The following is a 24,768-nucleotide window of genomic DNA, read 5'->3' on the forward strand; positions in this document are numbered from 1 at the left end:
CCATGACCGCACCAGAGGAAGCCGTCGCCGTCTGCTTCAGCGTGCAGGTGGACAAGGACGACCTGGGGTCGTTCAACAGCTGTGAGGGGCTCGGGTGCGAGTTCGTCATCGAGCAGCGGGAAGAGGGCGGCAACAACGGGATGGTCTGGCAGCTGCCGACGCGCATCAAGTATCCCAACGTCAAGCTCACCCGGCCGGTCACCAGGGACAGCCAGAAGATCACGAAGTGGATCGCCGGCATGGCGTCGGGCGTCAAGCGGCGGACGGCCGTCATCGAGGCGAAGACGCTGGAGGGCAAGACGATCGCCAGCTGGTCGCTGAGCGAGGTCATCCCGGTCAGGTGGACCGGGCCGCAGTTGAGCGCGGAGCAGACCAAGGTCGCCACGGAGACGCTCGAGCTGGCGCACCACGGGTTCTTGGACGCGCGATGACCATCACGTTCACGAGCGCGGGGCCCGCGACGACGTCCAAGAAGATGGTGCACGCGATCCTGGTGGTGCACGAGCCGCCGAAGCGCGGCAGCGTGCAGAAGCCGGGTGCGTGGATCGCCGACATCGAGTTCCAGTTCAACCCCAAGGAGTTGACGCTCGCCAAGAACGCCAAGTGGCAGCGGCAGACGCAGCCCAACGCGGCCAAGGCCGGCGTGCCGGAGTTCAAGGGCGCCGAACCCGCGAAGCTGAGTCTGGAGATCTTCCTCGACTCCACCAAGGACATGGGCGACTCGACCGTCAAGATGGTCGAGCAGCTGTTCAAGCTCACCGTGCCCACGAAGGACAGCCGCACGGACGGCAAGGGCAGCCCGCCCTGGGTCATCTTCCAGTGGGGCACCACGAAGGGCTTCCCGAGCTACGTCTCCAGCGTCACGGCCAAGTACACGCTCTTCACCCCCGGCGGCATGCCGGTGCGGGCGGTGTGCACGGTCAACCTCGAAGAGGTCAGCGGTGAACCGGGCGGGCAGAACCCGACCAGCGGCGCGCTCGCGGCCAGGGACGTGCACGTCCTCACCGCCGGCGACTCGCTGCAGAGCCTGGCGTACCAGGCGTACGGCAATCCGGAGCTGTGGCGCCACATCGCCGAGGCCAACGGCATCGACGACCCGATGCGGCTCAAGCTCGGCACGACGGTCCTCGTTCCGGCGTTGGAGGAGATCCAGCATGGCTAACGAGAGCTTCGCCAACAACCTGGTCGTCGAGGTCGAGGGCCGGCCGTTGCCCGCGGACGTCAAGCTGCTGTTGACCTACGCGTACGTCGACGACAGCCGGAACCTGCCGGACATGTTCGTGCTGCGGTTCCGCGACCCCGGCCACGTCGTGCTCGCCAAGGGCGGCTTCAAGATCGGTGCGAAGGCCGCGCTCAAGGTGCAGACGGCCGACCCCGGCGGGCCGAAGTCGTTGATGAGCGGCGAGATCACGGCGGTCGGCGTCGAGCTGGACGGGCAGGGCACGTTCACCGAGGTCAGAGGGTACGACGAGGCGCACCGGCTGTTCCGCGGCACGCGGGTCGCGGTCTACCCGAACATGACGGTCAGCGACGTCGTCAGGAAGGTCGCCGAACGCGCGAAGATCAAGCCCGGCGAGATCGACAACGTGCCGGGCTTCGGCGGCCGGCCGGACACGCAGCTCAGCCAGGACAACGTCAGCGACTGGGAGTTCCTCAGCCGCCTGGCCAGAACCGTCGGCGCGCAGATCGCCGTCCGCGAGGGCAAGCTCGACTTCAAGCTGCCCGAACCACCGGCGGCCGCGCCGAAACCCAACGCCAAGGCCAAGTCGAACCCGCTCGTCCTCGAGATGCACAGCACGCTCGTGGCGCTGCGGGCCGGCATCACCACCGCCGGCCAGGTGCCCGAGGTGCAGGTCAGGGGCTGGGACTTCGAGAACAAGCAGGAGGTCGTCGCGACCGCCACCCCGAACACCGCGGGAGTCGAGGTGGCGCAGGCGAACCCGGTGGAGCTCGCGGGCAAGTTCAAGGCCCCGCCCCACCTCGAAACCGGCCTGCCCTACCGGACGCACGCCGAGGCCAAGACCGCGGCGGAAGCGATCGCGGCACAGCTCGGTGGCTCCTGCGCCGAGCTCACCGGGGTGGCGAAGGGAAATCCGGAGCTCAAGGCGGGCGTGGCGGTGGCGCTGGCCAACGTCGGTGAGCCGTTCCAGGGCAAGTACACGCTGACCAGCACCCGGCACCTGTTCGCCGAGCACACCGGCTACACCACCGAGTTCACCGTGTCCGGCAGGCAGGAACGCTCGCTCTACGGGCTGGTCCACGGCACCACGGCCAAGCCGCTCAACGGACTCGTCCCCGCGATCGTCACGAACGCCAAGGACCCGCTGCAACTCGGCCGGGTCCAGGTGAAGTTCCCGTGGCTCGCCAACGACTTCACCAGCGTCTGGGCCAGAACGGTGCAACCGGGCGCCGGGGCGAATCGCGGCACGGTGATCCTCCCCGAGGTCGGCGACGAGGTGCTGGTCGGCTTCGAGCACGGCGAGTTCGACGCGCCTTACGTGCTCGGCGGCCTCTACAACGGCAAGGACAAGCCGCCGAAGCTGACCAAACCGCCGGTCGACGGCGCCAGCGGCGAGATCGCGGCCAGGGGGTTCGTGAGCCGCAAGGGCCACAAGGTCGAGTTCGTCGAGGACGACGGCATCGTGATCTCCAGCGGTGACGGGAAGTTCGTGGTCAAGCTCGACCAGAAGTCGCAGAACGTCGAGATCACCAGCGGCAAGACCATCAACGTCAAGGCGCAGAACGGCATCACCGTCGACGCCGGCACCGGGCCGCTGGAGCTCAAGGGCCAGAAGGTGACCGTCAAGGCGCAGACCGAGCTCAAGGCGGAAGGCGCGCAGGTCAAGATCGCCGGCCAGGCGCAGACCGAGGTGACCTCCAGCGGTGTCCTCACCGTCAAGGGTTCCATCGTCAAGATCAACTGAGGAAGCACACATGCCACCCGCAGCCAGAGTCGGAGACATGACCGGGCACCCCGGCGTCGTCATGCCGCCCGGTGTCCCGACCGTGCTCATCGGCGGACTGCCCGCGGCGACGGTCGGGAACATGCACACGTGCTCGTTCCCGCCGCCCGCCGTGCACCCGCCCACGCCGATCATCCCGCCGGGCTGCCCGACGGTGCTGATCGGCGGCAAGCCCGCGGCCCGCGTGGGCGACATGAGCGGCTGCGGCGCGCCGATCCTCCCGCCGGGGTGTCCGACCGTCCTGATCGGAGGGTGAACCGGTGGACTTCATCGGCAGGGGCCTCAGCTTTCCCGTCCGCACCGACGCGACCGGCTCGGTGGCGCTCGTCGACGGCGACCGCGAGATCGTGGAGAGCATCCGGCTGATCCTCGCGACCGCGCCGGGGGAACGCCCGATGCGGCCCGAGTTCGGCTGCGCGATCCACGACCTGGTGTTCGCGCCCGCCGACTCGACGACGGCCGGGCAGATCGCCTACGAGGTGCGGGCGTCGCTGGAGCGGTGGGAACCGCGCATCGACCTCACCGACGTGGTCGTCGACTTCGCCGAGGCCGGCAACGGCACCCTGCTGATCGACATCCGCTACACCCTGAGCAACACCAACGATCCGCGCAACCTCGTCTTCCCGTTCTACGTCATACCGCCGCACGAGGACGGTGCGTGATGCCGCTTCCCTTGCCGAACCTGGACGACCGGCGCTTCCAGCAGCTCGTCGACGAGGCCAAGCGCCGCGTCCAGCAGCACTGTCCGGAGTGGACCGACCACAACGTCTCCGACCCCGGTGTCACGCTGATCGAAGCCTTCGCGCACATGGTCGACGAGCTGATGTACCGGCTCAACCGCGTGCCGCGGCTGCACTACCTCAAGTTCCTGGAGCTGATCGGAGTCGAGCTGTTCGCCCCGACCGCCGCTCGCGTGGACGTCACCTACTGGCTGTCGGCACCCCAACCTGCCCCGGTCGAGGTGCCGCAGGGCAACCAGGTCGCGACGCAGCGAAAGGGCCTCGAGGAGCCCGTCGTCTTCACGGTCGACCGCCCGCTCACGATCGTGCCCTGCGAACTCACGCACCTGGCCACGGCCACGGCGAACGGCCAGCCCGTGGACCGCACCGACGACCTCAAGGCCGCCAAGGAACCGTCGGCGTTCAGCGAGCAGCCGGAACCGGGGGACGCCGTGCTGTTCGGCCTGTCCGCCGCCGTTCCGGGCTGCGCGGTGCTGCTCAGGTTCGACTGCGAGCCGATGGGGTCCGGCATCAACCCGGCCGACCCGCCATGGGTGTGGGAGGCCTGGACGAGCGAGGGCTGGACCGCGTGCGAGGTCGACCACTTCACCAACGGCGGCTTCAACTCCGCCGGCGACGTCGTGGTGCACGTCCCGCCCGGCCACACCACGTCGATCCTGGTCCGGCAACGCGCCGGCTGGTTGCGCTGCCGCGCCGCCGAACTGTGGCAGGACCAGCCGTTCTACCAGCGCTCGCCGAAGATCCGCGACGTCACCGCGTCGACCATCGGCGGCACCACCGAGGCCGTGCACGCCGACGTCGTCCAGGCGGAGACCATCGGCGTCTCGGAAGGCGTGGCCGGGCAACGGTTCCCGCTCGCCCGCACCCCGGTCGTCGCGGGGGCGCCGATCACCGTCGAGGTCGCGACCACCGACGGCTGGGACGAGTGGGTCGAGGTCCCCGCGTTCGTCGAGTCGGGGCCGGACGACCGGCACTTCCAGCTGGACAACATCGGGGGCCAGATCATCTTCGGCCCGGCCGTGCGCCAGCAGGACGGGACGTTGCGGCACTACGGCGCCGTTCCGGCGAAGTCGGCGGCGATCCGCGTGCCCGAGTACCGCACCGGCGGCGGCCTGCGGGGCAACGTCGCGCGCAACCTCGTGACCGTGCAACGGGATCCGGTGCCGTTCGTGAGCAACGTGACCAACCGCAAGGCCGGTCGCGGTGGTGTCGCGGGTGAGTCCGTCGAGGACGCGGCACTGCGGGGGCCGCTGTCGTTGCGGACCCGCGATCGGGCGGTGACGGCCGAGGACTACGAGATCCTCGCCCGAGAGGCCGCCCCGGAGGTCGCGCGGGTCCGGTGTGCGCCGGGGGACGACGGGGTGCGCGTGCTGGTCGTGCCGGCCGTTCCGGCGCACGAGGAGCCGAACTTCGCGGCCTTCGAGGTCGATCAGGAGACCCTCGAAAAGATCGCGCGCCACCTCGACGCGCGGAGGTGCGTCGGCGCGCGGGTGAGCGTGGAGCCGCCGTTCTACCAGGGCATCACGGTCGTCGCGGACCTCAAGGCGCGGACCGGTACGCCGACCGAGGCGGTCCGGGCACGTGCGATGGACGCGCTGGGGGACTACCTCGACCCGATTCGCGGCGGCGCGGACGGCGACGGGTGGCCGTTCGGACGGCCGGTGCACTCCGGCGAGGTCTACGCGGTGCTGCAACGGATTGCGGGTGTGGAGCTGGTGGAGGACGTACGGCTGTTCGCCGCGAACCTGGTGACGGGGGAGCGCGGGCAGGCGGTGCAACGGGTGGACCTGCCGCCGAACGGGCTGGCTTTCTCGTACGGGCACCAGGTCCGCGTGGTGAGGAGCTGACCATGCGAAGTGCGGTAGATGACCTGATCTCGCCCCACCCCCTCGGCGAGCGCATGCCCGCCGTCTACACCGACGACGACTTCACCCAGCGCTTCACCCAGGCCCTCGACGAGGTCCTCGCCCCGGTCTTCACCGTCCTCGACTGCTTCCCGGCCTACCTCGATCCGCGCCTCGCGCCGCCGGACTTCGTCGACTGGCTGGCCGGCTGGGTGGCGCTCGACCTCGACGAGAGCTGGTCGGCACCCCAACGCCGCGAACTCGTCGCGCGCGCCGTGCGGCTGCACCGGTTCCGCGGCACCAGAAGGGGCCTCGCCGAACACGTCTGGCTGCTCACCGGCGGCCGTGTCGACATCGCGGACAGCGGCGGCACGTCGGTCTCGCAGCATCCGCAGGGCCCGATGCCCGGCAGTTCTCCCGCGCACGTGCTGATCCGCATCCGGGTGGCGAACCCGGACGGTGTCGACCGCGCGCGGATCACCGCGGCGGTGCGCCGGATGGTGCCCGCCCACGTCGCCACGACCATCGAGGTGACCACATGATCGTCTGTCAGACCTGCGGGGAGCACAACGCGCCCAACGCCGAGTTCTGCGGCAACTGCGGCGACTTCCTGAAGTGGACCGGCGCCCAGGTCCAGGCCGGGCCCGTCCGCCCGGACGCCGCTCCCCAGCAGCAGCCACACCACCGTCCACAACAGACGTTGCGACGCCAGCCCCAGCCCGGCGACCTGATCTGCGGGCAGTGCGGGTCCGGCAACGTGCCCACCAGGAAGTTCTGCAACGTCTGCGGCCACTCGCTGCACGACGCGATCACGCAGAAGCAACCCTGGTGGAAGCGCTGGCTGCCCACCAAGGGACCGAAGATCAGGGAACGCGGCAGCCGGCCGGGTCGCGTCCGGAGAACGACCAAGGTCCGCCAGGGCATCGGCAAGGCCTTCCGGTGGGCGCTCGCGGTCGCGGTGCTGCTGTTCGGCGGCCTGTACGCGTTCTCCCAGCCGTTCCGGAGCAACGTGAACACCCAGGTGATCGACGCGAAGGACACGGTCGTCGGCATGTTCGTCGAGAAGCCCGTTCCCATCCGGCAGAGCGCGATCGCGGCCTCGTCGGAACTCCCGGACCACCCGGCGAGCTTCGCGATGGACAACAACACCGCCACCTTCTGGGCCGCCAAGACCGACCCGAAGACCGCCGCGCTGACGATCCAGTTCGACCACGCCGCGGACCTGCGCCGGATCATCGTGCGCAGCGGCGACCCGAAGAAGTACCTGGGCTCCCAACGGCCGCAGCGCCTGACGCTGGTGTTCGACACCGGCAAGACCCACGACATCCCACTCATCGACACGCCGGAGGAGCAGCAGCACGCCATCAAGAACGGTGACGGCGTCAAGCAGGTCCAGGTGCTCATCGCGGGCGTTTACCCGTCCGCCGAGAGCACCGACACGGCGATCAGCGAGATCGAACTGTTCCAGAAGCAGGTGAATTGACCGTGCGCGCACTTCCGTTGTTGCTCGTGGCGTTGCTGACAGCGCCAGTACCGGTAGCCGTTGCCCAGCCACCGCAGACCGAGCCGTTCACCATCGGCTTCACCGGTGACGGCGACATCCTCACCGTCGACAGCAACGGAAACACGCGCACCAACCTGACGAACGACCGGCGTGAGCAGTACGACCCGGCGTTCTCGTTCGACGGCACCAAACTCGCCTACGTCGACGACAGGCACGTCATGATCGCCAACGCCGACGGGACGAACCCCAAGCGGCTCAACGACGAGGTGCTCGCCCAGTCGGAACCGGCGTGGTCCCCGGACGGCACGCAGATCGCGCTCGTCACCTGGATCCCGATCGGTGACGGCTCCCGCCCGGTCGTCGAGATCTACCGCGTGGCCGACGGCGTCAAAACGGGCGAGATCCCGGTGCCGAAGCACCTGAGCGCCGACGACACCCAGCCGGACTGGTCCCCGGACGGGAAGACCATCGCGATCAGCCGCCGTTCCAGCACGATCACCCCACCGCCGCCGCAGATCACCCAGCCCGACACCGATCGTCCCGGCCGCCAGGGCAGCACGTTCGACCTGGAACAGGTCGTGCACACCTCGCGCATCCCGCCGAACCCGGACGTGGTGCTGCTCATCGACGCCAGCAAGTCGATGGGCGAGGAGCTGCAGGCGGTGAAGGACCAGCTCGAGGCGATCGTCAAGGACGTCAAGGACGTGCAGTCGGAGACCAGGTTCGGCGTCGCCACCTACGCGGGCCCCGAGAACAACCGGATCAGGCTCTTCAAGCGCGAGGTCGAGCTGACGCCGGACCCGGTGGCCGCGGTCCAGGGCGTGAAGCTGGTCGACGAGGACAACTCGGAGGAGATGTGGTTCAACGCGTTGATCGAGACCTCCAGCGGCGAGTTCGACTTCCGGCCCGACTCGAGCCGGGTCGTCGTGCTCATCGGCGACGAGCCGACCCTGCCGGGGCCTGACGAGGACGACACGTTCGACGACGCCGTCACCGCGTTGAACAAAGCCAATGTCCGCGTCATCGGGGTCGACACCGGCCCCGCCACCGGGCGCCGGCTCGACTCGGAAGAACAGGCCACGCAGATCGCCGCACGCACCAACGGTGTGGTCAAACACCTCACCAGCGGCGCGAAGGAGATCGGCCAGGCGATCCTCAAGGGCATCGACGACCTCCCGGTGAAGGTCATGCCGACGGCGAAGTGCGACACCGGCCTCAGCGTCGAGCTCACCCCGCCGGGGCCGGTCGAAGGTCCGAGCGGGCAGGACTTCACGTTCGCCGAGAAGTTCACCATCGCCCCGAACGCCACGCCGGGCAGCACCTTGCGCTGCACCATCGAGTTCCGGCTCAACAACGAACCCGACGTCCGGCCAGGCCACGTCCAGACCGTCACCGTGCGGGTGGCCGATCTCGTCGATCCGCTGGTGCGCGTGGACGACGTGACCGTGCAGGCCCCGGACGGCCCTGGCGTGCCGGTCACGTACCAGGCGAGTGCCACCAACAGCCAGGGTCAGCCGCTCACGCCGGCCTGCACGCCGCCGTCCGGCACGGTGTTCCCCATCGGCACCACCACGGTGACCTGCACCGCGACCGACGCCCAGGGCAACACCGGCACGGACACCGCCGTCGTCACGGTCGTCGCGAAGGACTCCGAGGGCGCGCGGATCTGGCTCGTCACGCCGGACGGCAGCAGTCAAACCGATCTGTCGGCGCGCTTCGCCGAACCGTGCGACGCCCGTGACGACAAGGATCCGGCGTGGTCCCCGGACGGCAAGAGCCTCGCGTTCAGCCAGGACAGCGAGCGGATCTGCACGGTCAACGCGGACGGGTCCGGTGCCCGCCAGGTCGTGGAGGACGCCGAAGACATCATCCGCCCGCGCGACCCCGCCTGGCTGCCCGACGGAACCAGGCTCGTGTTCCAGATCGAAGGCATCGAGCAGCCACCGGACCTGTACACCGTGCCCGTCCAGGGCGGCACCCCGCAGTTGCTGACCCGCAACGCCGGTCAGCCGACAGTGCAACGACTTCCCCGGCTCGCCGTGACCACCACGGCCACACCTGCCGAGATACCGTTCAACGGCAAGACGACCATCGAGGTGGCGGTCACGAACTCCGGCTTCGCGCCCGCTCCCGCCACGGTCACCGTGACCGTGCCGCCCGGCCTGCAAGGCGGACCGGCGGGCACGAACCTCGGCCCGATCGCCCCGGGAGAACGGAAAACGGTGACCGGTGAGGCCACCGGCATCACCGCGGGCGAGCACGTGGTGACGGCGGCGGTCGGCGCGATCACGTCCCAGGTCACCGTGAAGGTCCTGGAACGCACCGGTTCCCTGTCGCTCGCGGTGTCGGCGAACCCGGTGCCTGCGTTCGTCGGCGGTGACGACGTCAGCGTGACCTTCAAGCTGCTCAACAGTTCCGGGTCGACGCTGACGAACGTGCGGGTGGTCGCTTCGGCGTTCGGCTGCCAGCCGGAGTGCCTGGTCGGCACGCTGGGGCCCGACGGCCAGGCCGAGGTCAAGTTCACCGTCCCGGCCACCCAGGCCGTCGACCGCGAACTGGTCGGCGTCGTGATCGCGACCGGTCCGGACCAGAACGCGCAGGACAACCTCGCGGTCACCCGGATCGTGATCAAACAGCCCACGCTGACGGTCGACCAGCAGGCCGGACCGCTCGGCGGCGTGGTCTCGCTGCAGGGCAAGGACTTCCCGGCGGGCGCGAAACTCCGGCTCGGCTGGACCACCGGCATCTCCGAGACACCGGGAGAAGTCACCACCGCCGACGGCACGTTCTCCGCGCAGCTGCTGGTCTTCCACAACGACTCCGAAGGAATTCGCCAAGCGCAGGCCGTTTCCGTCGAGGGCACGAAGTTCGGCGAGGTGAAGTCCGCGGACTTCCTCGCGCTGCCGAGCACCGTGCAGCCGTCGGACTTCGTCGAGCGCGGCTGACCTTCCGCGCAACTGCACCAACGGGCAGAGATGAGCGCACCCGCCCACGTCTGAACCGCCGCTGCCACAGGGCCGCTGAAGAAGGAGACTTCAAGTCATGGGAGCAACAGCGACACTGTCCACTTCGGACCTCGCGGTCGCGCCGGGCGGGGACGTCACCTGTCAGGTAGTGGTGCGCAACGCCGGCGAGCTGGTGGATCAGTTCACGATCGACGTCGTCGGCGATGCCGCGTCGTGGAGCCACGCCGAACCGGCCGTGGTCAACCTCAACCCCGGCGAGTCCGCGCCCGTGCTCGTCCGGTTCGCACCACCCCGGGACGCGGGCGTCTACGCGGGCTCCGTCCCGTTCGGCGTCCGGGTGATCTCACGCGAGGACCCGCACGGGTCGGTCGTCGAAGAGGGCGTCGTCGTGGTCGGCGCGTTCACCGACGTGGCCGTGGAACTGGTGCCAGCCAAGGCGGAGGGTGCCCGCAAGGCCAAGTACGAGGTCGCCGTCGACAACGTGGGCAACGCGCCCGCGCTGCTGCGGCTGCGAGCGATCGACCCCGAGGACGATCTCGACTTCCGGCTGGACCGCACGGAGATCTCGCTCCCGCCGGGCACCACGGCGTTCGTCGGCTTGCGGGCCAAGCCGCGCAAGACGTTCTGGCGCGGTGAGCCCCAGCGGCGCCCGTTCCAGGTCGAGGTCGTCCCGGAGCAGGGCGAGCCGCTGGTCGCCCAGGGCACGATGGTCCAGCGCCAGCTGCTGCCGAAGTGGTTGCTGCCGGCCCTGATCGCGCTGCTGTTGCTCGCGGGAGCCCTGGTGGCGCTGTGGTTCTCGGTGCTGGCGCCGGCCGTGAAGTCCGCGGCCCGCGAGGCGATGCAGCAGGAGAGCAAGGAGATCAAGGAGAAGGCCGACGAGGCGGCCAGCGCCGCCGGTGCGGCCAAGAACGAGTCGAAGGAGGCGGCGGCCAACGCCGGACAGGCCCTGGACGCGCTGGGCATCAAACCGGGTGACACGAGTGCGACGCCGACGCTGCCCAAGCCCGCGGAGAAGGGCGAACCGGTGACGTTCCGGCTCGACTCCACCTCCGCGATCGTCGCGAACGCCGGCACCTTCACCGAGGTCACCTTCACCCCACCGGACGACAAGAAGACGTTGCTCATCAAGGACATCTTCTTCGAGAACGCGAAGGGCGACACGGGCACCGCCCAGCTCGTCCGGGACGCGGGCGGGACCCGCAGCGTCATCCGGGTCATCGGACTCGGGAACTTCCGGGACCGCGACGAGCACTTCCAGGAACCGCTCCGGTTCCAGCCCGGCGAGAAGATCGTGTTCCGGGTGAGCTGCCAGAACCCGCAACCGAAGGGCGCGTGCACGCCCTCCGTCGTCCTCAACGGGCGAGCTGAGTGACCAGCTCAGATGAGGCCTTCGCGCAGGGCGAAGGCCACGGCGTGGGCGCGGTTGCGCAGCTGGAAGCGGTTGGTGATGTCGTGCAGGATCGACTTCACCGTCCGCTGCGAGTAGCACAGCCGCTCCGCGATCTCCCTGGTCTCCAGGCCGTCGGCGATCATGCGCAGCACCTCGGTCTCCCGGCTGGACATGCCGGCGAGGTTGAGCCCGTTGGGCCGCAACACGTTGCGCTGCAGCTGCGACACCCGGCCCAGCAGCCGGCCGAGCAGGTCGGCGGGCAGCGACCCCTCCCCGGCGTGGGCCGCGCGGATCAGGCGGACCAGCGTGTCCGGCGTGGCCTCGGCGCGGCGCAGCACGGCGGACACCCCGCTGCCGACGACGTCGAGCAGCTCGGAGTCGGCCACGTCGCCCGTGACGAGGACGATGCCCGGGTTGGGCTGGCACTGCAGCTTTCTCAGCAGTTGCAGGACGTTCTCGTCGAGACGTTCCGCGACGACGAGGGCGACGCAGCTCTCCGCGGTCTCCGGTTCGACGAGCCGGATCTCCGGGCGCGAGCGCAGTGCGACGGTCACGCCCGCGCGAGTGATCGAGTCGGCGGCGTGCAGGACAACGGTTACCGGTTCGGCGTTCATCAGCTCCCCTTCTGACGTCTGCCTGAAAATCATCCTTCCTGGGACGTCCCGGCTGACAGGGGCAGTTATCCCGAACTGTCCCGGAACAGGTTTATCGCCTGGGCGCGATCAGCTACCTGCAGCTTGCGGAGGATGTTGGACACGTGGTTGCGCACGGTCTTGGTGCTCAGGAACAACTCTCTGGCGATGACGGCGTTGCCCTTGCCCGCCGCCATCAGACGGGCGACCTCGCGTTCGCGCCCGGTCAGCTCCGGCAGCGTGCTCGGACGTGGTGCGGTCGCGAAGAACTCGAGCAACCGGGTCGCGACGGCCGGGCTGAAGATCGCCTCACCCTCTCCGACCGCACGCACCGCGTCCACGATCTGCTGCGGCCGCGAGGACTTCACCAGATACCCGCGCGCGCCTGCTCGCATCGCCGCGAACACCGACTCGTCATCGTCGAACATGGTCAGCACGAGCACGCGGGCAGACGGCCGCGCGGCCACGATCCGTCGCGTTGCCTCGACACCGCCGAGGTCGGGCATGTTGAGGTCCATGACGATCACGTCGGGTTGCAGCCGGGCGGCCAGCTCGACCGCCGACGTGCCGCCGGAAGCCTCACCGAGGACGTCGATGCCGTTGTCGGTCAGAGCCGCCATGACACCGCGGCGGAAGAGCGGGTGGTCGTCCACGACCAGGGCGCGCAAGATCATGATCGTGTTTTCATCTCAGCGGGATGGCCGCGGCGAGTCTGGTGCCGCCGTCGCGTCCGGGCTCGACGCGGCAGGTGCCGCCGAGCTCGCCGGCCCGCTGGCGCATCGACGCGAGCCCGACGCCGTTCGACACCTCAGCGGTACCGACGCCGTCGTCGACCACCTCGACGTGCAGCTCCGAGTCGAACCACAGCCGTACCTGGCACGTGCGCGCGTCGGCGTGCGTGACGACGTTCGTGAGCGCCTCGCGGATGATCCGGTACGCCGCGACGCTCACCGCGTCCGGCAGCGGCGGGAGGTCGCCGAGCACCACGACGTCGATCGTGACGTGCAGCCGTGACCTCAACGCGGCCACGAACTGCTGGACGGCGCCCGCCAGGCCGAGCCTGGTCACCGAGGACGGGCTCTCGTTCGCCACCAGCGCCTTGATGTCGCCGATCGCGGAGTGCATCTCGTCCTCGAGCAGCGCGAGCAGCCTCGCCGCGCCGGCCGGGTCGGTGGTCAGCAGCTGCCGCGCCGACCGCAACCCGAGGGCTACGGCGGCGAGCGATGGGCCGACACCGTCGTGGAGGTCGCGCAGCACCGTGCGGCGTGCTTCTGCCGCACTCCTGGCGCATGACTCCGCGGGCACGATGAACTGGCGGCGCATGCTGCCTCCCCTCCAACTAGGACGTCGCTTGGACGTCGGTACCCGTTTCCGGCGTTCCCGATGGTGTGGCGGCAAGTCGCCTGATCGGCCCATCCGAGCAGGTGGCCCACCTGGGCGACTGGTTCGTTTGCACTCTGATGGAAGCGCCGTTCGCCGTGATACAGCCAGATGAGAAAACCAAATGGCCCGATGAGCGGTACGGAGGTATTTGTCGGCCGAATGGACGCTCCTTACGGACATGGGAGTCGAGGTCCACGACCCTCGCTGGCTCACGGCCGTGCCGGGAGCCGAGCTCGTGGTGGGGTTGGACGATGTGGGTGAATGCGCTGCCAGCGGCCACCGGACGACGGTGCTGATCGACCTGGTGCCGGACAACGTGTCATCGCTTCGGCGCATGGCGGCCGAGGCGGTGGGGGAGGGCGCGCGCAAGGTGCGCGTGCGCCCGCACGGCGTGGACCGGGTCGACCTCGTCTACGCGGCGGTCGAGCTGAACCGGGTCGCCGAGGACGACGCCGTCGAGGTCCAGTTCGACGTCACGTCCGCCGCGCTGCTGCGGGCGGACCCGTCGGCGTTCGTGCGGGTCGATCCGCTGGTCGTCAAGCCGGACGGGACGGTCGTGCCGATCTGCGCCGGACTGGAGCGGTACGCGCTGGGATCTCTGGGGACGATCGACGAGCTGTTGTCCGGGTGGGATCCCGAGCCCGTCCGGGACCTGTGCCGGGTCGCGCTGAGCCGGGCGCTGGCCGACACCGGGCCGTTGGTCTCCTGGTACGAGCACCTCACCCGGACAGCAGCCGAGATGCGGGCCGGGTGTTGATCACGAGGTCCGGCGTGACACCGCACTCCTCCGCCCGCGCACAGCCGTAGTTCAGCCAGTCCAGCTGGCCGGGCGCGTGCGCGTCGCTGTCGATCGAGAACGTGCAGCCGGCGTCGACGGCGAGGCTGAGCAGCCGGCGCGGGGGATCGAGCCGCTCCGGACGTGAGTTGATCTCGACCGCGGTGCCGTGCTCGGCGCACGCCTCGAAGACGCGTGCGGCGTCGAACTGCGACTCCGGCCGGCCCTTGCCCACGACCAGGCGGCCCGTGCAGTGGCCGAGGATGTCGACGTGCGGGTTCGCGACGGCGTTGACCATGCGCGCGGTCATCTCGGCCTTCGGCATCTTCAGTTTCGAGTGGACGCTCGCGACCACGACGTCCAACCGGGCCAGCAGGTCCTCGTCCTGGTCGAGCGAACCGTCGTCGAGGATGTCGACCTCGATGCCGGTCAGCACGATGAACGGCGCCAGCTCCACGTTCAGCTCGGCGACGACCTCCAGCTGCTTCTCCAGGCGCTCCCTGGTCAGTCCATTCGCGACGGTCAGCCGCGGCGAGTGGTCGGTCAGCACCATGAACTCGTGGCCGAGATCGCGGGCCGCCTCCGCCATGTCCCTGATCGGGCTGCCGCCGTCGGACCAGTCGGAGTGGACGTGGCAGTCGCCCTTGAGCTGCGCGCGCAGCTCCTCGCCGCCGGTGATGTCGACGTGCCGGAGCTTCGCGAGATAGGCGGGCTCACGGTTCGCGAGCGCGTCGAGGACCACGCCCGCGGTGGACTTCCCGACGCCCTTCAGGTCGGTGAGCGTGCCGAGTTTCGCGCGTTTCTCCACGTCCGCGGGGTCCAGCTCGGCGAGAACGGCCGCCGCGTTGCGAAACGCCTGGACGCGGTAGGTCGGCTCGCCCGCCCGTTCGAGGTGGAAGGCCACCTGCTTCAACGCCTTGACCGGATCCATACCTCTTCCTACCCCATCCGCACCGCGCACGCCTTGTGTTGTTGGGGTCGCGGCGATCCACGATGATGTTCGCCATGTCCCCAACCGGCTCGCGGCGCAAGCGCAGCAAGGGCGATCTGACGTCGCAGGCCATTCTCGACACCGCCGAGCGGTTGCTCGAGACGAAGTCGCTCGACGAGATCGCCGTCGACGAACTGACCTCCGGCGCGGGAATCTCCCGGTCCACGTTCTACTTCCACTTCGAATCGCGTGAAGCCGTGCTGTACGCGTTGTCGGAACGGGTCGTGGAAGGCCTCTACGACAACGCGGCGCTGTGGTTGCGGCGGGGCAGCGAACCGCCGGAGGACTCGATCCGGCGGGCGATCGCGGGCACCGTTTCGTTGTGGCGGGCGCACGGTCCCGTGTTGCGCGCGGCCGTTCGTGCTCGCGACACCAGCGAACTGGTGCGCGGGTTCTGGTCCGGGGTTGCCCGCAGGTTCATCGACTCGACCGCGACGCAGATCGAGATCGAACGCGACGCCGGTGTGGCCGTGCCGGGGCCGCCGACCGCACGTTCGCTGGCCACTGTGCTGGTCTCGATGAACGAGACCATGTGTTACAGCCTGTCGCTCTCGCGGAAGTCGGCGGCTCGTGACCGTGAGGTCGTCGACACCCTGACCGCGGTGTGGCTGCGGTCCGTGTACGGGGTTTCCCGGTAGATAAGCGGTGGCCGTTGTTGAATCGACACAGTGTCGAATAATTTCGCCACCATGTCGAGCAACCCGTTTTCGCTGATCGGACACGTCGCGCTGGTCACCGGCGGCACCCGTGGCATCGGCCTGGAGTCGGCGCGGGCGCTGGCCCGCGCGGGGGCGAGCATTGTCGTGGTCGCGCGCACCGCCGAGGCCACCAAGCCGGTCGCGTCGGCCCTGGAACGCGAGTTCGAGGTCGAGGCCCTGCCCGTCGTCGCCGACCTCGGGCACGACGACGAGATCCCGGGCGTCGTGTCGTCCGTCGTCGATCGCTTCGGCCGGATCGACGTGCTGGTCAACAACGCCGGCGCCGCGCCGCCGTTCGGACCGCTGATCGATGTCTCCGCTCGCGCTTTCGACAAGATCATGGCCGTGAACGTGCGCGCGCCTTTGTCCCTGACCCGCGCTGCGGTTGCGGCCGGGCTCGGCGACGGTGGCGGCTCGGTCGTCAACATCGTGTCCGCAGCGGGTTTGAAGGCCGAGCCGTTCATGGGCCTGTACTCCGCGGCCAAGGCGGCGATGATCAGCGCCACCCGGACTTTGGCTCGGGAGTTCGGTCCCGCCGGGATCCGCGTGAACGCCGTCGCGCCAGGCGTGATCAGGACTGACTTCTCCGCGGCGATCGTGGCTGACGAGCGGCTGCACGCGTCCGTGGTCGCGAAGACCGCCTTGGGACGGGTGGGTGAGGCCGCCGAGGTCGCCGGTGCCGTGGCGTACCTGGCTTCCGCGGCCGCCGCCTACACCACAGGTTCGATCATCGTCGTCGACGGCGGGACGGTGGCGTGATGGAGCTCGTGCCGTTGGGAACGATGACCGCTGTCTTGCGAAAGCCTTACCGTCTCCCGAAAACTCCATCCGGTGATCGGTTGATCTACGAGGTCGAGTCCGGTTCGTTCGTCGGTGACCGATTGCGCGGCGAGATGCACGGCACGTCGGCCGCCGACTGGCTGACCATCGGCCCGGACGGCACCGCGACGCTGGACGTCCGCTCTGTGCTGCGCACGCACGACGGCGCCTTCGTGTTTCTGCACTACTCAGGGCGGATTGACGTCTCGGATGGTTTCGGCGAGCCGTTGTACGCGGCCCCGCTGTTCGAAACCGGCGACGACCGCTACCGGTGGCTGAACCGCGTCCAGGCGGTCGCGAAGGGCGTTCTGGACGGCCTGGTGCTGACCTACGAGGTGTGCGAGGTGAGGTGAAATTCACCCGACCTTTGGGGGTGTCGATCGGGTCGGCGACTGCGGAAGCGTCTGTCGCTGACCGATGATCGGGAGGGGTTCTGCGGTGAGGAAGCGTTGGGGTGGAGTGGCTTTGGTCGCTCCGTTGGTGGTGTCACTGGTGGGGACGGCTCAGGCTGCTGGGCCGTTGGACGAGTACTACGACCAGACCGTCGCCTGGGGCGAGTGCCCGGCCGGCTGGGTCACGCCCTCGACGGGCATCGACTGCGCCACGGTCATCGTGCCGATGGACTACAAGAACCCGGGCAACGGCAACCTGGAAATCGCGATCTCACGTAAACGTGCCTCGGATCCCGCGCGCCGCAGAGGCGTCCTGCTGACCAACCCCGGTGGGCCTGGCGGGTCCGGACTCGGTGCTGTGCATTGGTTCAACGCGCAGACCGAGGTGTTGAAGATCTACGACGTGATCGGCATGGACCCGCGCGGCGTCGGGCGGTCCACCCAGCTGCGGTGCATTTCCACGTCGTCCGACGACGTGATGCCCACGCGTCCGACGGATTCCCAGCTCTCCAACTGGTCCGAGTACTCGCGGGCGGTTGAGGAGAACTGCCAGCGTGGCGGCGGTGAGATGCGCCGGTTCGTCTCGACCATGAACACCGCACGCGACATGGACGTGATCCGAGGGGCGTTGGGGGAGAAGAAGATCTCCTACGTCGGGTACTCGTACGGCACGCAGCTCGGTGCTGTGTTCGGCTCGATGTTCCCGAAGTCGTTGGATCGCAGTGTTCTGGACTCCGCGTTGGATCCGTTGAAGACTTGGCACGAGCAGGACGTCGACGTGGTGGACGCCATCACGGACAACCTTCGCAAGTGGACCGAGTGGACCGCTGCTCGTCATGGGACGTACGGGCTCGGGGCCACGCCTGCTGCTGTGCGGTCGGTGCTGGACGGGATCGCGGAGAAGTTGAAGGCTGGGCCTTTTGGTGGGTACTCGGATGTTTCGTCGTTCGACTACGCGGTGGGGGCTACTCGGTATCGCCGGTCTTGGGCGGCGTTCTCCAGGCACATCGCTTCTGTCGTGGCCGGGACTGGTGATCCTGGGGAGGCTTCCGCGATCGTGGCCGCGTTGAAGAAGGGTGACATCGAGCCCACTTCTGCTGGTGTGTACCAGGCTGTCACTTGTGAGTGGGACTGGTTCACCGATGTGAACACGTACTACAACGACATGAAGCGGTGGCGGGACACGAACCCGTACGGTGGCACGGTCGACTACATGGCGCCGACGAACTGCACGTTCCGGGCGTTCAAGCGGCCGGAGAAGATTCCGGCGATCACGCGGAAGTACCCGGCCGGCTTGGTGGTCAACTCTGATGGTGACACGCAGACTCCGCTGGCCAACGGACGGGTCATGGCTGAGCACCTGGGCATTCCGCTGATCAACGTTTCCAACGACGGTCAGCACGGGCACTACGCGTTGCGGCGCAACGCTTGTGTGGACACGATCGTGAACAAGTACCTGGTGTCGGGAATCTTGCCGGCTTCCCGGGTCACCTGTGCCGGTACGGACATCGCCGAGAACGTCCCGCCGGGTGCGGCCGCCGCGCTGTCGACGCAGTCTTCGGTCCCGCTCAGCACCATCCTCGACGAGATCGCCGCAGAACCCAAACCCTTCTGATCCGCAGCGTGAGTTGCCATGGGGGTGACATTCATGGACCTCAGGTCCATGAATGTCACCCCCATGGCATAACGGCATGGGTCAGGCGCAGGCGAACCAGGTGTCGTGGCTTTGGCGGTAGCCGAGGGCGCGGTAGAGCGCGTCGACCAGCGACTGGCCGCGTGCGTTGAGAGCCAGGCCTGGGCCCTGCCTGTTCATGGTGTAGCCGAAGGAGATTCGGGCGCGCGGGTCGGCGAAGCCCAGTGAGCCGCCCATTCCGGTGTGGCCGAACGCATCCTCGGGCATTTGCAGGCCCTCGGCGTCGTTGGCGGGCAGGTAGGAGTTGTCGACCTGCTTCTGGAAGCCGAGCGCGAATCGGGACGGGACGCCGACTACGGCGTCCAGGCCGGAGACGACGGTGTTCGACATCTGGGGGATCTGGGATTCGTCTACCAGGCGCACGCCGTTGTAGGCACCGCCCAGGGCCAGTGGGCGGTACATGCCGGCCAGACCTCGGGCGTTCGAGATGCCGCCGATCGCGCCCATCTCGGCGGAGTGGGCGGCGCGGGAGTCGGATTCGCCTGGGGTCATGTAGCCGCCGTTGTTGAGCAGCATCAAGGCGGGCATCGAATCCGGCTGGGTCATGGCGGTGAGGAACAAGGAAGGTAGAAGGATGCCGGGTTGAGTTGGGTCGACCGGGATCGTGTGCGCCACGTGGGGTTCCAGGTCGTCGGGCAGGCCCATCCAGAAGTCCAGGCCCAGGGGGCCGGAGATTTCCTTTTCGAAGAACTGGCCCAGGGAGAGGCCGCTTACCCGGCGGATGATCTCGCCTACCAGGAAGCCGAACGTCAGGCCGTGGTAGCCGTGTCTGGTACCCGGTTCCCACAGAGGTTTCTGGGCGGCCAGTGCTGAGGTGACCAGGTCCCAGTCGTAGAAGGCGCCGGCGGGTAGCCAGTCGGTGAGTGCCGGTAGGCCTGCTTGGTGTGAGAGGACGTGGCGGACCAGCGTCGTGTCCTTGCCCTCGGCGGCGTACTTGGGCCAGTACTTGACGACCGGTGCGTTCAGGTCGAGCTCGCCGCGTGAGGCCAGGATGTGTGCGCACAGCGAGGTTGCGGCTTTGGTGCACGACCACACGTGCACGATGGTTTCTTCGGACCATGGTTGGCCCGTGGAGGGGTCGGCGATGCCGCCCCAGAGGTCTACGACGGGTTCGCCGTCGAGGGTCACGTGCACGGAGGCGCCGACTTCGCCGCGTTCGGCGAAGTTGCGTTCGAACTCGGTGCGCACCTCGGCGAACTGCGGGGTGCAGGTTCCCTGGATCGACATCTACCCCTCCTCGTGGCGGCGGCTTGGCCTCTTCAGGTCATCACTCAGAGGAACGACGGATTAGTAGGGAACACTCAATGGCTAACGTGTTGGGCCTCATAGAGAGCGAAAGTGCTACTGAGAGTGAGTGATCCGGTACGGAAAGCGGCACTTGCCTGGGTGCGACACCCACATGGAAGACTCAGCGCAGCTCCGCCGAAGTTCGCCGGGAGGCCGTCATCGCCGACACTCCGCTCCGTGGTGCTCCCGAGCTGTGGGGGCGGGAACCGGAACTGCGCGCCGTGCTCGACGCCGTCGAGCAGGCGCCCGCTACGGGGCTTGTCGTGGTTCAGGTCAGCGGTGAGCCGGGGATCGGCAAGACGTCGTTGCTCGCGGAGGTCGCGCGGCGGCTGCGGGAACGGCAGTGCGCGGTGCTGACTTCGGCGTCGGACGTGCTGGGCAAGCGGATTCCGTACGGCGCGGTGGTCGCGTTGATCAGGTCACTCGGTGCGGACAAGAGTCGCACGGATGCCTTGGCGGCGTTGGAGATCTCGGTTGCCGAGGACTCCGGTGCGTGGTTCGGGCGTGCGTGTGATCGAGTTGTGCGGGTGCTCACCGAGCTCACGGCTGCGCGTCCGGCGGCGTTGTTGATCGACGACCTCGACCACGTGGACGACGACTCCCTGGCCTTGCTGACACTGGTGCTGCGGCGCGTGTCGGCGGCGCCGCTCGTGCTGGTCACCGCTAGCCGTTCGCACGTCAGTGAGCCAGGTGCGGAGAGCTTGTTGGATCGGGTTGAGCAGCATGCGGAGGTCATGCGGATCGAGCTTGCTCCGTTGTCGGGGGCGGATGTCGCGCGGATCGTCGAGTCGGTGCTGCAGACGGCCGTGGACGAGGGGCTCGCGCGCGAGGTCCGGCAACGATCCGACGGCAACCCCTTCTTCGTCACCGAGATCGCGCGCTCGTTGAGAGAACTCGATCTGGTGACGGTCGACGGCAACCGCGCGCGGCTTGCGGTGTCGCCGGACGCGATTCGGCTGACTCGGCGCGAGGCCGTGCTTCGGCGGGTCGCACCGCTGGAGCACGACACACGGCTCGTGGCGCGTGCGGTTGCTGTGTTCAGAAGGGTTCGCCTCGACCAGATCTCTCTCCTCGCGCGTGTCGCGTCACTGCCAGAAGAGACTGTTGTCCAAGCGTTCGACGAACTGCTGCGCGCGCACATCGTGGTGCACGACGACGACCGCGGTTATCGCTTCTCGCACGCGCTTGTGGGTGAGGCGCTCTACCACGAGGTCGGCCCGGCTCAACGGCGTCACCTCCACAGCCTGATCTCCGCGCGTCTGCTGGACGACCGGGATCAGGGCCTTCAGGTCGACCTCCTGCAACTCGCCTGGCACCTCGCCGAGTCCGCCGCACCCGGTGACCGCGTGGCCGTCGGGGTTCTCGCCGAGGCCGCCTCGCTCGCTCGTGCGACCGCACCCGAAACCGCCGCCGCATTGTGCGGCAAAGCCCTGCAGTTGTTGCCGCGCAACGCACCTGAGCGTGCCGAGTTGCTCGCGCTGCAATGCCGTGTGCTGGCCAGAGCTTCCCGCCCGGCACTGGCGATCGAGCCTGGGCTCGCCGCCTTGAAATCATTGGAAACCGGCCACGAACGCGCTCGCGTCGCCACGGCCGTGATCTCGTCGCTCTTCTCGGTCGGTCGCACGGCAGAAGCGATGGAACTGGCAGACGTCGAAGTTGCGCGCGGTTCGGTCCCGGCCTCGTTGGAAGCCCAACGCGCCGTGCTGCTCATCTACAACAACCGTTACGAGGACGCGGCAAAGGAAGTCGCGCGCGTAGAGGCGTTGCCGATCAGCTCACCGGCCGAGGGCGTGATCGTCTTCGAACACCTCGCGATGCTGACCTCGTTGCTGTTCCAGCACGACAAGACCGTCGAGTTCGCCAACCGCGCCCTGTCCTGCAGCGACGGCCAGCCGATGCTCGAACTGCAGGCTCTTTCCGTCTGTGCGTCGATCACCTCGCTCGCCGGCCTGGTGCACGACGCGTCGTGGCGGGTGCGGCGGGCCGAGGAGCTCGTCGACCAGGTCGGCTCGCACGGCTTCCGCGCGGAACGTGCCGCGTCCCGCATCGCCCTGGACTGGCTGGGCGGCCGCTGGGACGCCGCGCTGGACGGCATCGGCCGCTGGCTCCCCGACGTCGAGGCGGCGCAGGCCGATCAAGCCCTCGGCGTGCTGCACGCGATCGAACTGTCGATCCGCACCTGGCGCGGCGAGCTGGACGTGGCGGCCCGGCTGGCCGCGCTGCCGGCGCCGCAGTCGATCAACATCTCGAAGCTGCACGCCATCGCACTGGCCGAGTACCTGATCGCCCGAGGCGAGCTGACCGAGGCCTACGACCTGCTCGCCGAGGCCGTGGGCGAACGGCTGGAGTCCTCCTACTCCTGCGTCCTGGTCGCGCGGATGATCGAACTCGACCTGGAACGCGGCCGCGCGGAAGCCGCCGACGAAGCACTGGAGCGGCTGGCCGCGGTGTCCGCCACCAGGGTGTCGCCCTGGTCGCGCACCACGATCCGCAGGGTGACCGGCGTGGCGAGGCAGGACGTCGAGCTGCTCAGGGAAGCGGTGTCCGAGGCCGCGCTCGGCGGGCTGGAGTTCGAGAAGGCCCGCGCACAGCTGGCTCTCGGCGAGGCGTCGAAAGACGAGGTACCGGTGCTCGTCGAGGCCTACACGGCGTTCCAACGGCTCGGTGCGCACGGACTCAGACGTCAGGCGGGCAACCGCCTCAGGACGTTGGGCGCCAAGGTGCCCAGGGCCCGCTCGAAGGCGCCGGGGCTGCTCACCGAGGCCGAGGAGAACGTGGCACGGCTGGTGCAGCAGGGCATGCGCAACCGCGACATCGCCGCAGCCCTGCACTACAGCCCGCGCACGATCGAGGTCTACCTGTCGAGGATCTACACGAAGCTGCACGTCTCATCACGTCTCGAACTGGCCCGTGTGCTGGACGCGATGCAACAGCGTTAGTGCAGCGCTAACCGGGCGGCACGACCTTGCCCAGCCGCTTGCGCACGCCCTCTTCCTGGTACCGCGCAACGGTTTCCGCCAGCTGCTCGCACGCGCGCTCGATGGCCTCCCTGGCCTGGTTGCGCTCGCTGGTGATGGCGCTCAGGATCAGCCCGGTCAGCGCCACCGACCCGTTGAACGCCTGCAGCACGATCATCGTGGCCAGCAGGTCGTTGTTCGCGAGGTGCCCGCCGGCCCCCGACATCACGGCGGCCACCGAGATGATCGCGGCGCACGGTGCGGCGATCGCGTGCTGGAACCTCAGCGCGGCCCAGATCAGCATCGGGAACACCAGGAACAGCAGCCGCAACTGCGACGTCGTCACGAAGGCCGCGAGGACCGCGGTGACGATCAGCAACGCGCAGGCTTCCGCGAGCCGCAGCGGCGAGGCGTGCCACTGCCGGGGCAGCGTGAGCAGCAGCGGCGTGAACACCAGCACGCCCATCGCGTCGCCGGTCCACCAGACCGCCACCACGGCCGGCATTTCGTGCCACGGGATGCCGCCGTCGATCTTCAACGCCGCCGAGCCGATCAGCGCGCTGATCAGCATCGCCCCCAGCGCGCCCGCGAAGACGAGCAGCAACGCGTCCTTCAACCGGTCGAGCTGCGGCCGGAACCCGAACCGCGTCAGGAGGTACCAGGCGGCCAGCGGGGCGGCGGTGTTGCCGATCGTGATCACCACGACCGCCCACGGGCCCGAGTCGAGCGCGATGTTGGCGGTCAACGCACCGAGCGCGATGCCGGGCCAGATCTTGCCGCCCGACATCAGCAGCGCCGCCACCGAGATCCCGGTGGGCAGCCACAGTGGAGTGACCTGGCCCTTGACGAGCGCCAGGACCAGTCCCACCTTGGCCGTCGCGTAGTAGGCGACCGCCACCGCGAGCACGGTGAGGGTAGTGCGCAGTCCGGCGTTCACCGGCACATGCTCCACCCGTGCACACAGGACCGCCAGACCCGGCCACAGGGCGTACCCACTCGGACTCACTCCGTGGGTAATGGCTTAGTTGTCGTGGAAGCCGCACTACAGCCCGGCGCCGCCAGAACGTGAGATGGGCACATGCGCACAGCCGAGGCGGCCGACGAGGTCCGGGTGGAGGACGGCGGACGTCGCGTGGTGGTGGTCGCGGGCCGTCTGCACCTCCCGGTCTCCGCGGGCGTCACCGACGACCAGGCGCTGACACTGGCCAGAGCGGGCACAACGGCTTGGCACCTCCTACGCACGTGCGCGCACCTCAGGCCGGACGAGTCGATCGTCGTGCACGACGCCGCGAGCGAGGTCGGCGCGATCGCGGTCCAACTGGCCCGCAGTTTCGGCGCCGGACGCGTGATCGCCACGGACTCCAGCCAGGCCCGCCGGCGCAGGGCTCTCAAGCTCGGCGCCGACGTCGCCGTCGAATCCGACCGAGACGGGCTCGCCGAGCGGCTGATCCAGGCGAACGAGGGCAAACATGTCGACATCGTGCTCGATCCGGGTTACACCATAAAACCTTCGTTAGAGGCTCTTGCACCTTTTGGCAGGATCGTCTGCTACGGCGCTGACCAGGAAGAATCCATCAAGATGACCGGTCTGCTCAGCGGCTCACGCGCGGTCATCGGCTTCCGCTTCGAGCACACCCTCGAACGACCCGACATGATCGCAAGGGCGGTCAGTGAGCTGTTCGGGTTGACCTCGGCCGGCCGGTTGCGTCCGATGGCAGCTGACTAGTACTCGTT

The 24,768-nt window shown here is 68.7% G+C and carries 23 protein-coding genes; 17 read left to right on the plus strand and 6 right to left on the minus strand.

Annotated elements, in window-relative coordinates:
* The first annotated feature begins 2 nt into the window (after positions 1–2).
* The 10 genes from G7043_RS33485 (at position 3) to G7043_RS33530 (ending at position 11,389) form a co-directional block, all read left to right on the plus strand.
* On the plus strand, positions 3–431 hold the full coding sequence (locus G7043_RS33485; RefSeq protein ID WP_166052644.1) for a phage tail protein: 429 nt from the start codon (positions 3–5) through the stop codon (positions 429–431).
* Complete coding sequence (locus G7043_RS33490; protein WP_166052647.1) at positions 428–1,162, plus strand: CIS tube protein; 735 nt, start codon at positions 428–430, stop codon at positions 1,160–1,162. The genes G7043_RS33485 and G7043_RS33490 overlap by 4 nt, the downstream gene beginning before the upstream one ends.
* Positions 1,155–2,924 carry a VgrG-related protein gene (locus G7043_RS33495; RefSeq protein ID WP_166052649.1) on the plus strand — a complete coding sequence of 590 codons (1,770 nt, stop codon included), beginning with the start codon at positions 1,155–1,157 and terminating at the stop codon, positions 2,922–2,924. The genes G7043_RS33490 and G7043_RS33495 overlap by 8 nt, the downstream gene beginning before the upstream one ends.
* Before the next feature lie 10 nt (positions 2,925–2,934).
* On the plus strand, positions 2,935–3,219 hold the full coding sequence (locus G7043_RS33500; RefSeq protein ID WP_166052651.1) for a PAAR domain-containing protein: 285 nt from the start codon (positions 2,935–2,937) through the stop codon (positions 3,217–3,219).
* Between the two features lie 4 nt (positions 3,220–3,223).
* Positions 3,224–3,625 (plus strand): GPW/gp25 family protein, encoded by a 402-nt coding sequence (locus G7043_RS33505; RefSeq protein ID WP_166052653.1) that lies wholly within the window; start codon positions 3,224–3,226, stop codon positions 3,623–3,625.
* Positions 3,625–5,550: a putative baseplate assembly protein gene (locus G7043_RS33510; RefSeq protein ID WP_166052655.1), complete on the plus strand. Its 1,926-nt coding sequence runs from the start codon at positions 3,625–3,627 to the stop codon at positions 5,548–5,550. Before G7043_RS33505 ends, G7043_RS33510 begins: the two co-directional genes overlap by 1 nt.
* Positions 5,551–5,552: 2 nt before the next feature.
* Entirely contained in the window at positions 5,553–6,089 is a 537-nt protein-coding gene (locus G7043_RS33515; protein ID WP_166052657.1) for a phage tail protein, read from the plus strand.
* On the plus strand, positions 6,086–7,030 hold the full coding sequence (locus G7043_RS33520; RefSeq protein ID WP_166052659.1) for an NADase-type glycan-binding domain-containing protein: 945 nt from the start codon (positions 6,086–6,088) through the stop codon (positions 7,028–7,030). The genes G7043_RS33515 and G7043_RS33520 overlap by 4 nt, the downstream gene beginning before the upstream one ends.
* A 2-nt stretch (positions 7,031–7,032) precedes the next feature.
* A complete protein-coding gene (locus G7043_RS33525) occupies positions 7,033–9,996 on the plus strand; it encodes a VWA domain-containing protein (RefSeq protein ID WP_166052661.1) in 2,964 nt (987 codons plus the stop codon).
* A gap of 97 nt (positions 9,997–10,093) precedes the next feature.
* Positions 10,094–11,389, plus strand: coding sequence for a COG1470 family protein (locus G7043_RS33530; RefSeq protein WP_166052663.1), 1,296 nt, complete (start codon positions 10,094–10,096; stop codon positions 11,387–11,389).
* Positions 11,390–11,394: 5 nt separating this feature from the next.
* Here the strand turns inward: G7043_RS33530 and G7043_RS33535 are convergent, their stop codons facing one another.
* The 3 genes from G7043_RS33535 to G7043_RS33545 all read right to left on the minus strand — a co-directional run bounded on the left by G7043_RS33535 (position 11,395) and on the right by G7043_RS33545 (position 13,362).
* Positions 11,395–12,021, minus strand: coding sequence for a response regulator transcription factor (locus G7043_RS33535; RefSeq protein ID WP_166052665.1), 627 nt, complete (start codon positions 12,019–12,021; stop codon positions 11,395–11,397).
* Between the two features lie 65 nt (positions 12,022–12,086).
* On the minus strand, positions 12,087–12,713 hold the full coding sequence (locus G7043_RS33540; RefSeq protein ID WP_166052666.1) for a response regulator: 627 nt from the start codon (positions 12,711–12,713) through the stop codon (positions 12,087–12,089).
* Positions 12,714–12,723: 10 nt separating this feature from the next.
* Complete coding sequence (locus G7043_RS33545) at positions 12,724–13,362, minus strand: sensor histidine kinase (protein ID WP_166052667.1); 639 nt, start codon at positions 13,360–13,362, stop codon at positions 12,724–12,726.
* Between the two features lie 238 nt (positions 13,363–13,600).
* Here G7043_RS33545 and G7043_RS33550 point away from each other — a divergent pair, with 238 nt between their 5' ends.
* On the plus strand, positions 13,601–14,179 hold the full coding sequence (locus G7043_RS33550; protein ID WP_166052668.1) for a hypothetical protein: 579 nt from the start codon (positions 13,601–13,603) through the stop codon (positions 14,177–14,179).
* Here the strand turns inward: G7043_RS33550 and G7043_RS33555 are convergent.
* Complete coding sequence (locus G7043_RS33555) at positions 14,142–15,128, minus strand: PHP domain-containing protein (protein WP_166052669.1); 987 nt, start codon at positions 15,126–15,128, stop codon at positions 14,142–14,144. The genes G7043_RS33550 and G7043_RS33555 overlap by 38 nt on opposite strands.
* Positions 15,129–15,202: 74 nt before the next feature.
* Between G7043_RS33555 and G7043_RS33560 the strand changes: the two genes are divergently transcribed.
* From G7043_RS33560 to G7043_RS33575, 4 genes are all read left to right on the plus strand, one after another.
* Positions 15,203–15,826 carry a TetR/AcrR family transcriptional regulator gene (locus G7043_RS33560; protein WP_166052670.1) on the plus strand — a complete coding sequence of 208 codons (624 nt, stop codon included), beginning with the start codon at positions 15,203–15,205 and terminating at the stop codon, positions 15,824–15,826.
* A 51-nt stretch (positions 15,827–15,877) separates the two neighbouring features.
* Positions 15,878–16,645 (plus strand): SDR family NAD(P)-dependent oxidoreductase, encoded by a 768-nt coding sequence (locus G7043_RS33565; RefSeq protein WP_166052671.1) that lies wholly within the window; start codon positions 15,878–15,880, stop codon positions 16,643–16,645.
* The gene (locus G7043_RS33570; RefSeq protein WP_166052672.1) at positions 16,645–17,058 is read left to right on the plus strand and encodes a DUF3237 domain-containing protein; all 414 of its coding nucleotides are present in this window, start codon (positions 16,645–16,647) and stop codon (positions 17,056–17,058) included. Before G7043_RS33565 ends, G7043_RS33570 begins: the two co-directional genes overlap by 1 nt.
* A 106-nt stretch (positions 17,059–17,164) precedes the next feature.
* The gene (locus tag G7043_RS33575) at positions 17,165–18,712 is read left to right on the plus strand and encodes an alpha/beta fold hydrolase (protein WP_166052673.1); all 1,548 of its coding nucleotides are present in this window, start codon (positions 17,165–17,167) and stop codon (positions 18,710–18,712) included.
* 81 nt (positions 18,713–18,793) lie between these two features.
* On the opposite strand, the gene G7043_RS33580 is transcribed toward G7043_RS33575, so the two are convergent.
* Positions 18,794–20,017 carry a serine hydrolase domain-containing protein gene (locus G7043_RS33580; RefSeq protein ID WP_166052674.1) on the minus strand — a complete coding sequence of 408 codons (1,224 nt, stop codon included), beginning with the start codon at positions 20,015–20,017 and terminating at the stop codon, positions 18,794–18,796.
* Between the two features lie 251 nt (positions 20,018–20,268).
* Between G7043_RS33580 and G7043_RS33585 the strand changes: the two genes are divergently transcribed.
* On the plus strand, positions 20,269–23,016 hold the full coding sequence (locus G7043_RS33585) for an AAA family ATPase (protein ID WP_278185944.1): 2,748 nt from the start codon (positions 20,269–20,271) through the stop codon (positions 23,014–23,016).
* Positions 23,017–23,023: 7 nt separating this feature from the next.
* Here G7043_RS33585 and G7043_RS33590 read toward each other — a convergent pair whose 3' ends face one another.
* Positions 23,024–23,971, minus strand: a complete 948-nt coding sequence (locus G7043_RS33590; RefSeq protein ID WP_207312079.1) for an MASE1 domain-containing protein — start codon at positions 23,969–23,971, stop codon at positions 23,024–23,026.
* Positions 23,972–24,112: 141 nt separating this feature from the next.
* Between G7043_RS33590 and G7043_RS33595 the strand changes: the two genes are divergently transcribed.
* Complete coding sequence (locus tag G7043_RS33595) at positions 24,113–24,760, plus strand: zinc-binding dehydrogenase (protein ID WP_166052677.1); 648 nt, start codon at positions 24,113–24,115, stop codon at positions 24,758–24,760.
* Positions 24,761–24,768: the final 8 nt, after the last annotated feature.

The organism is Lentzea alba (assembly GCF_011067745.1).
In the GTDB taxonomy this organism is placed as follows: domain Bacteria; phylum Actinomycetota; class Actinomycetes; order Mycobacteriales; family Pseudonocardiaceae; genus Lentzea; species Lentzea alba.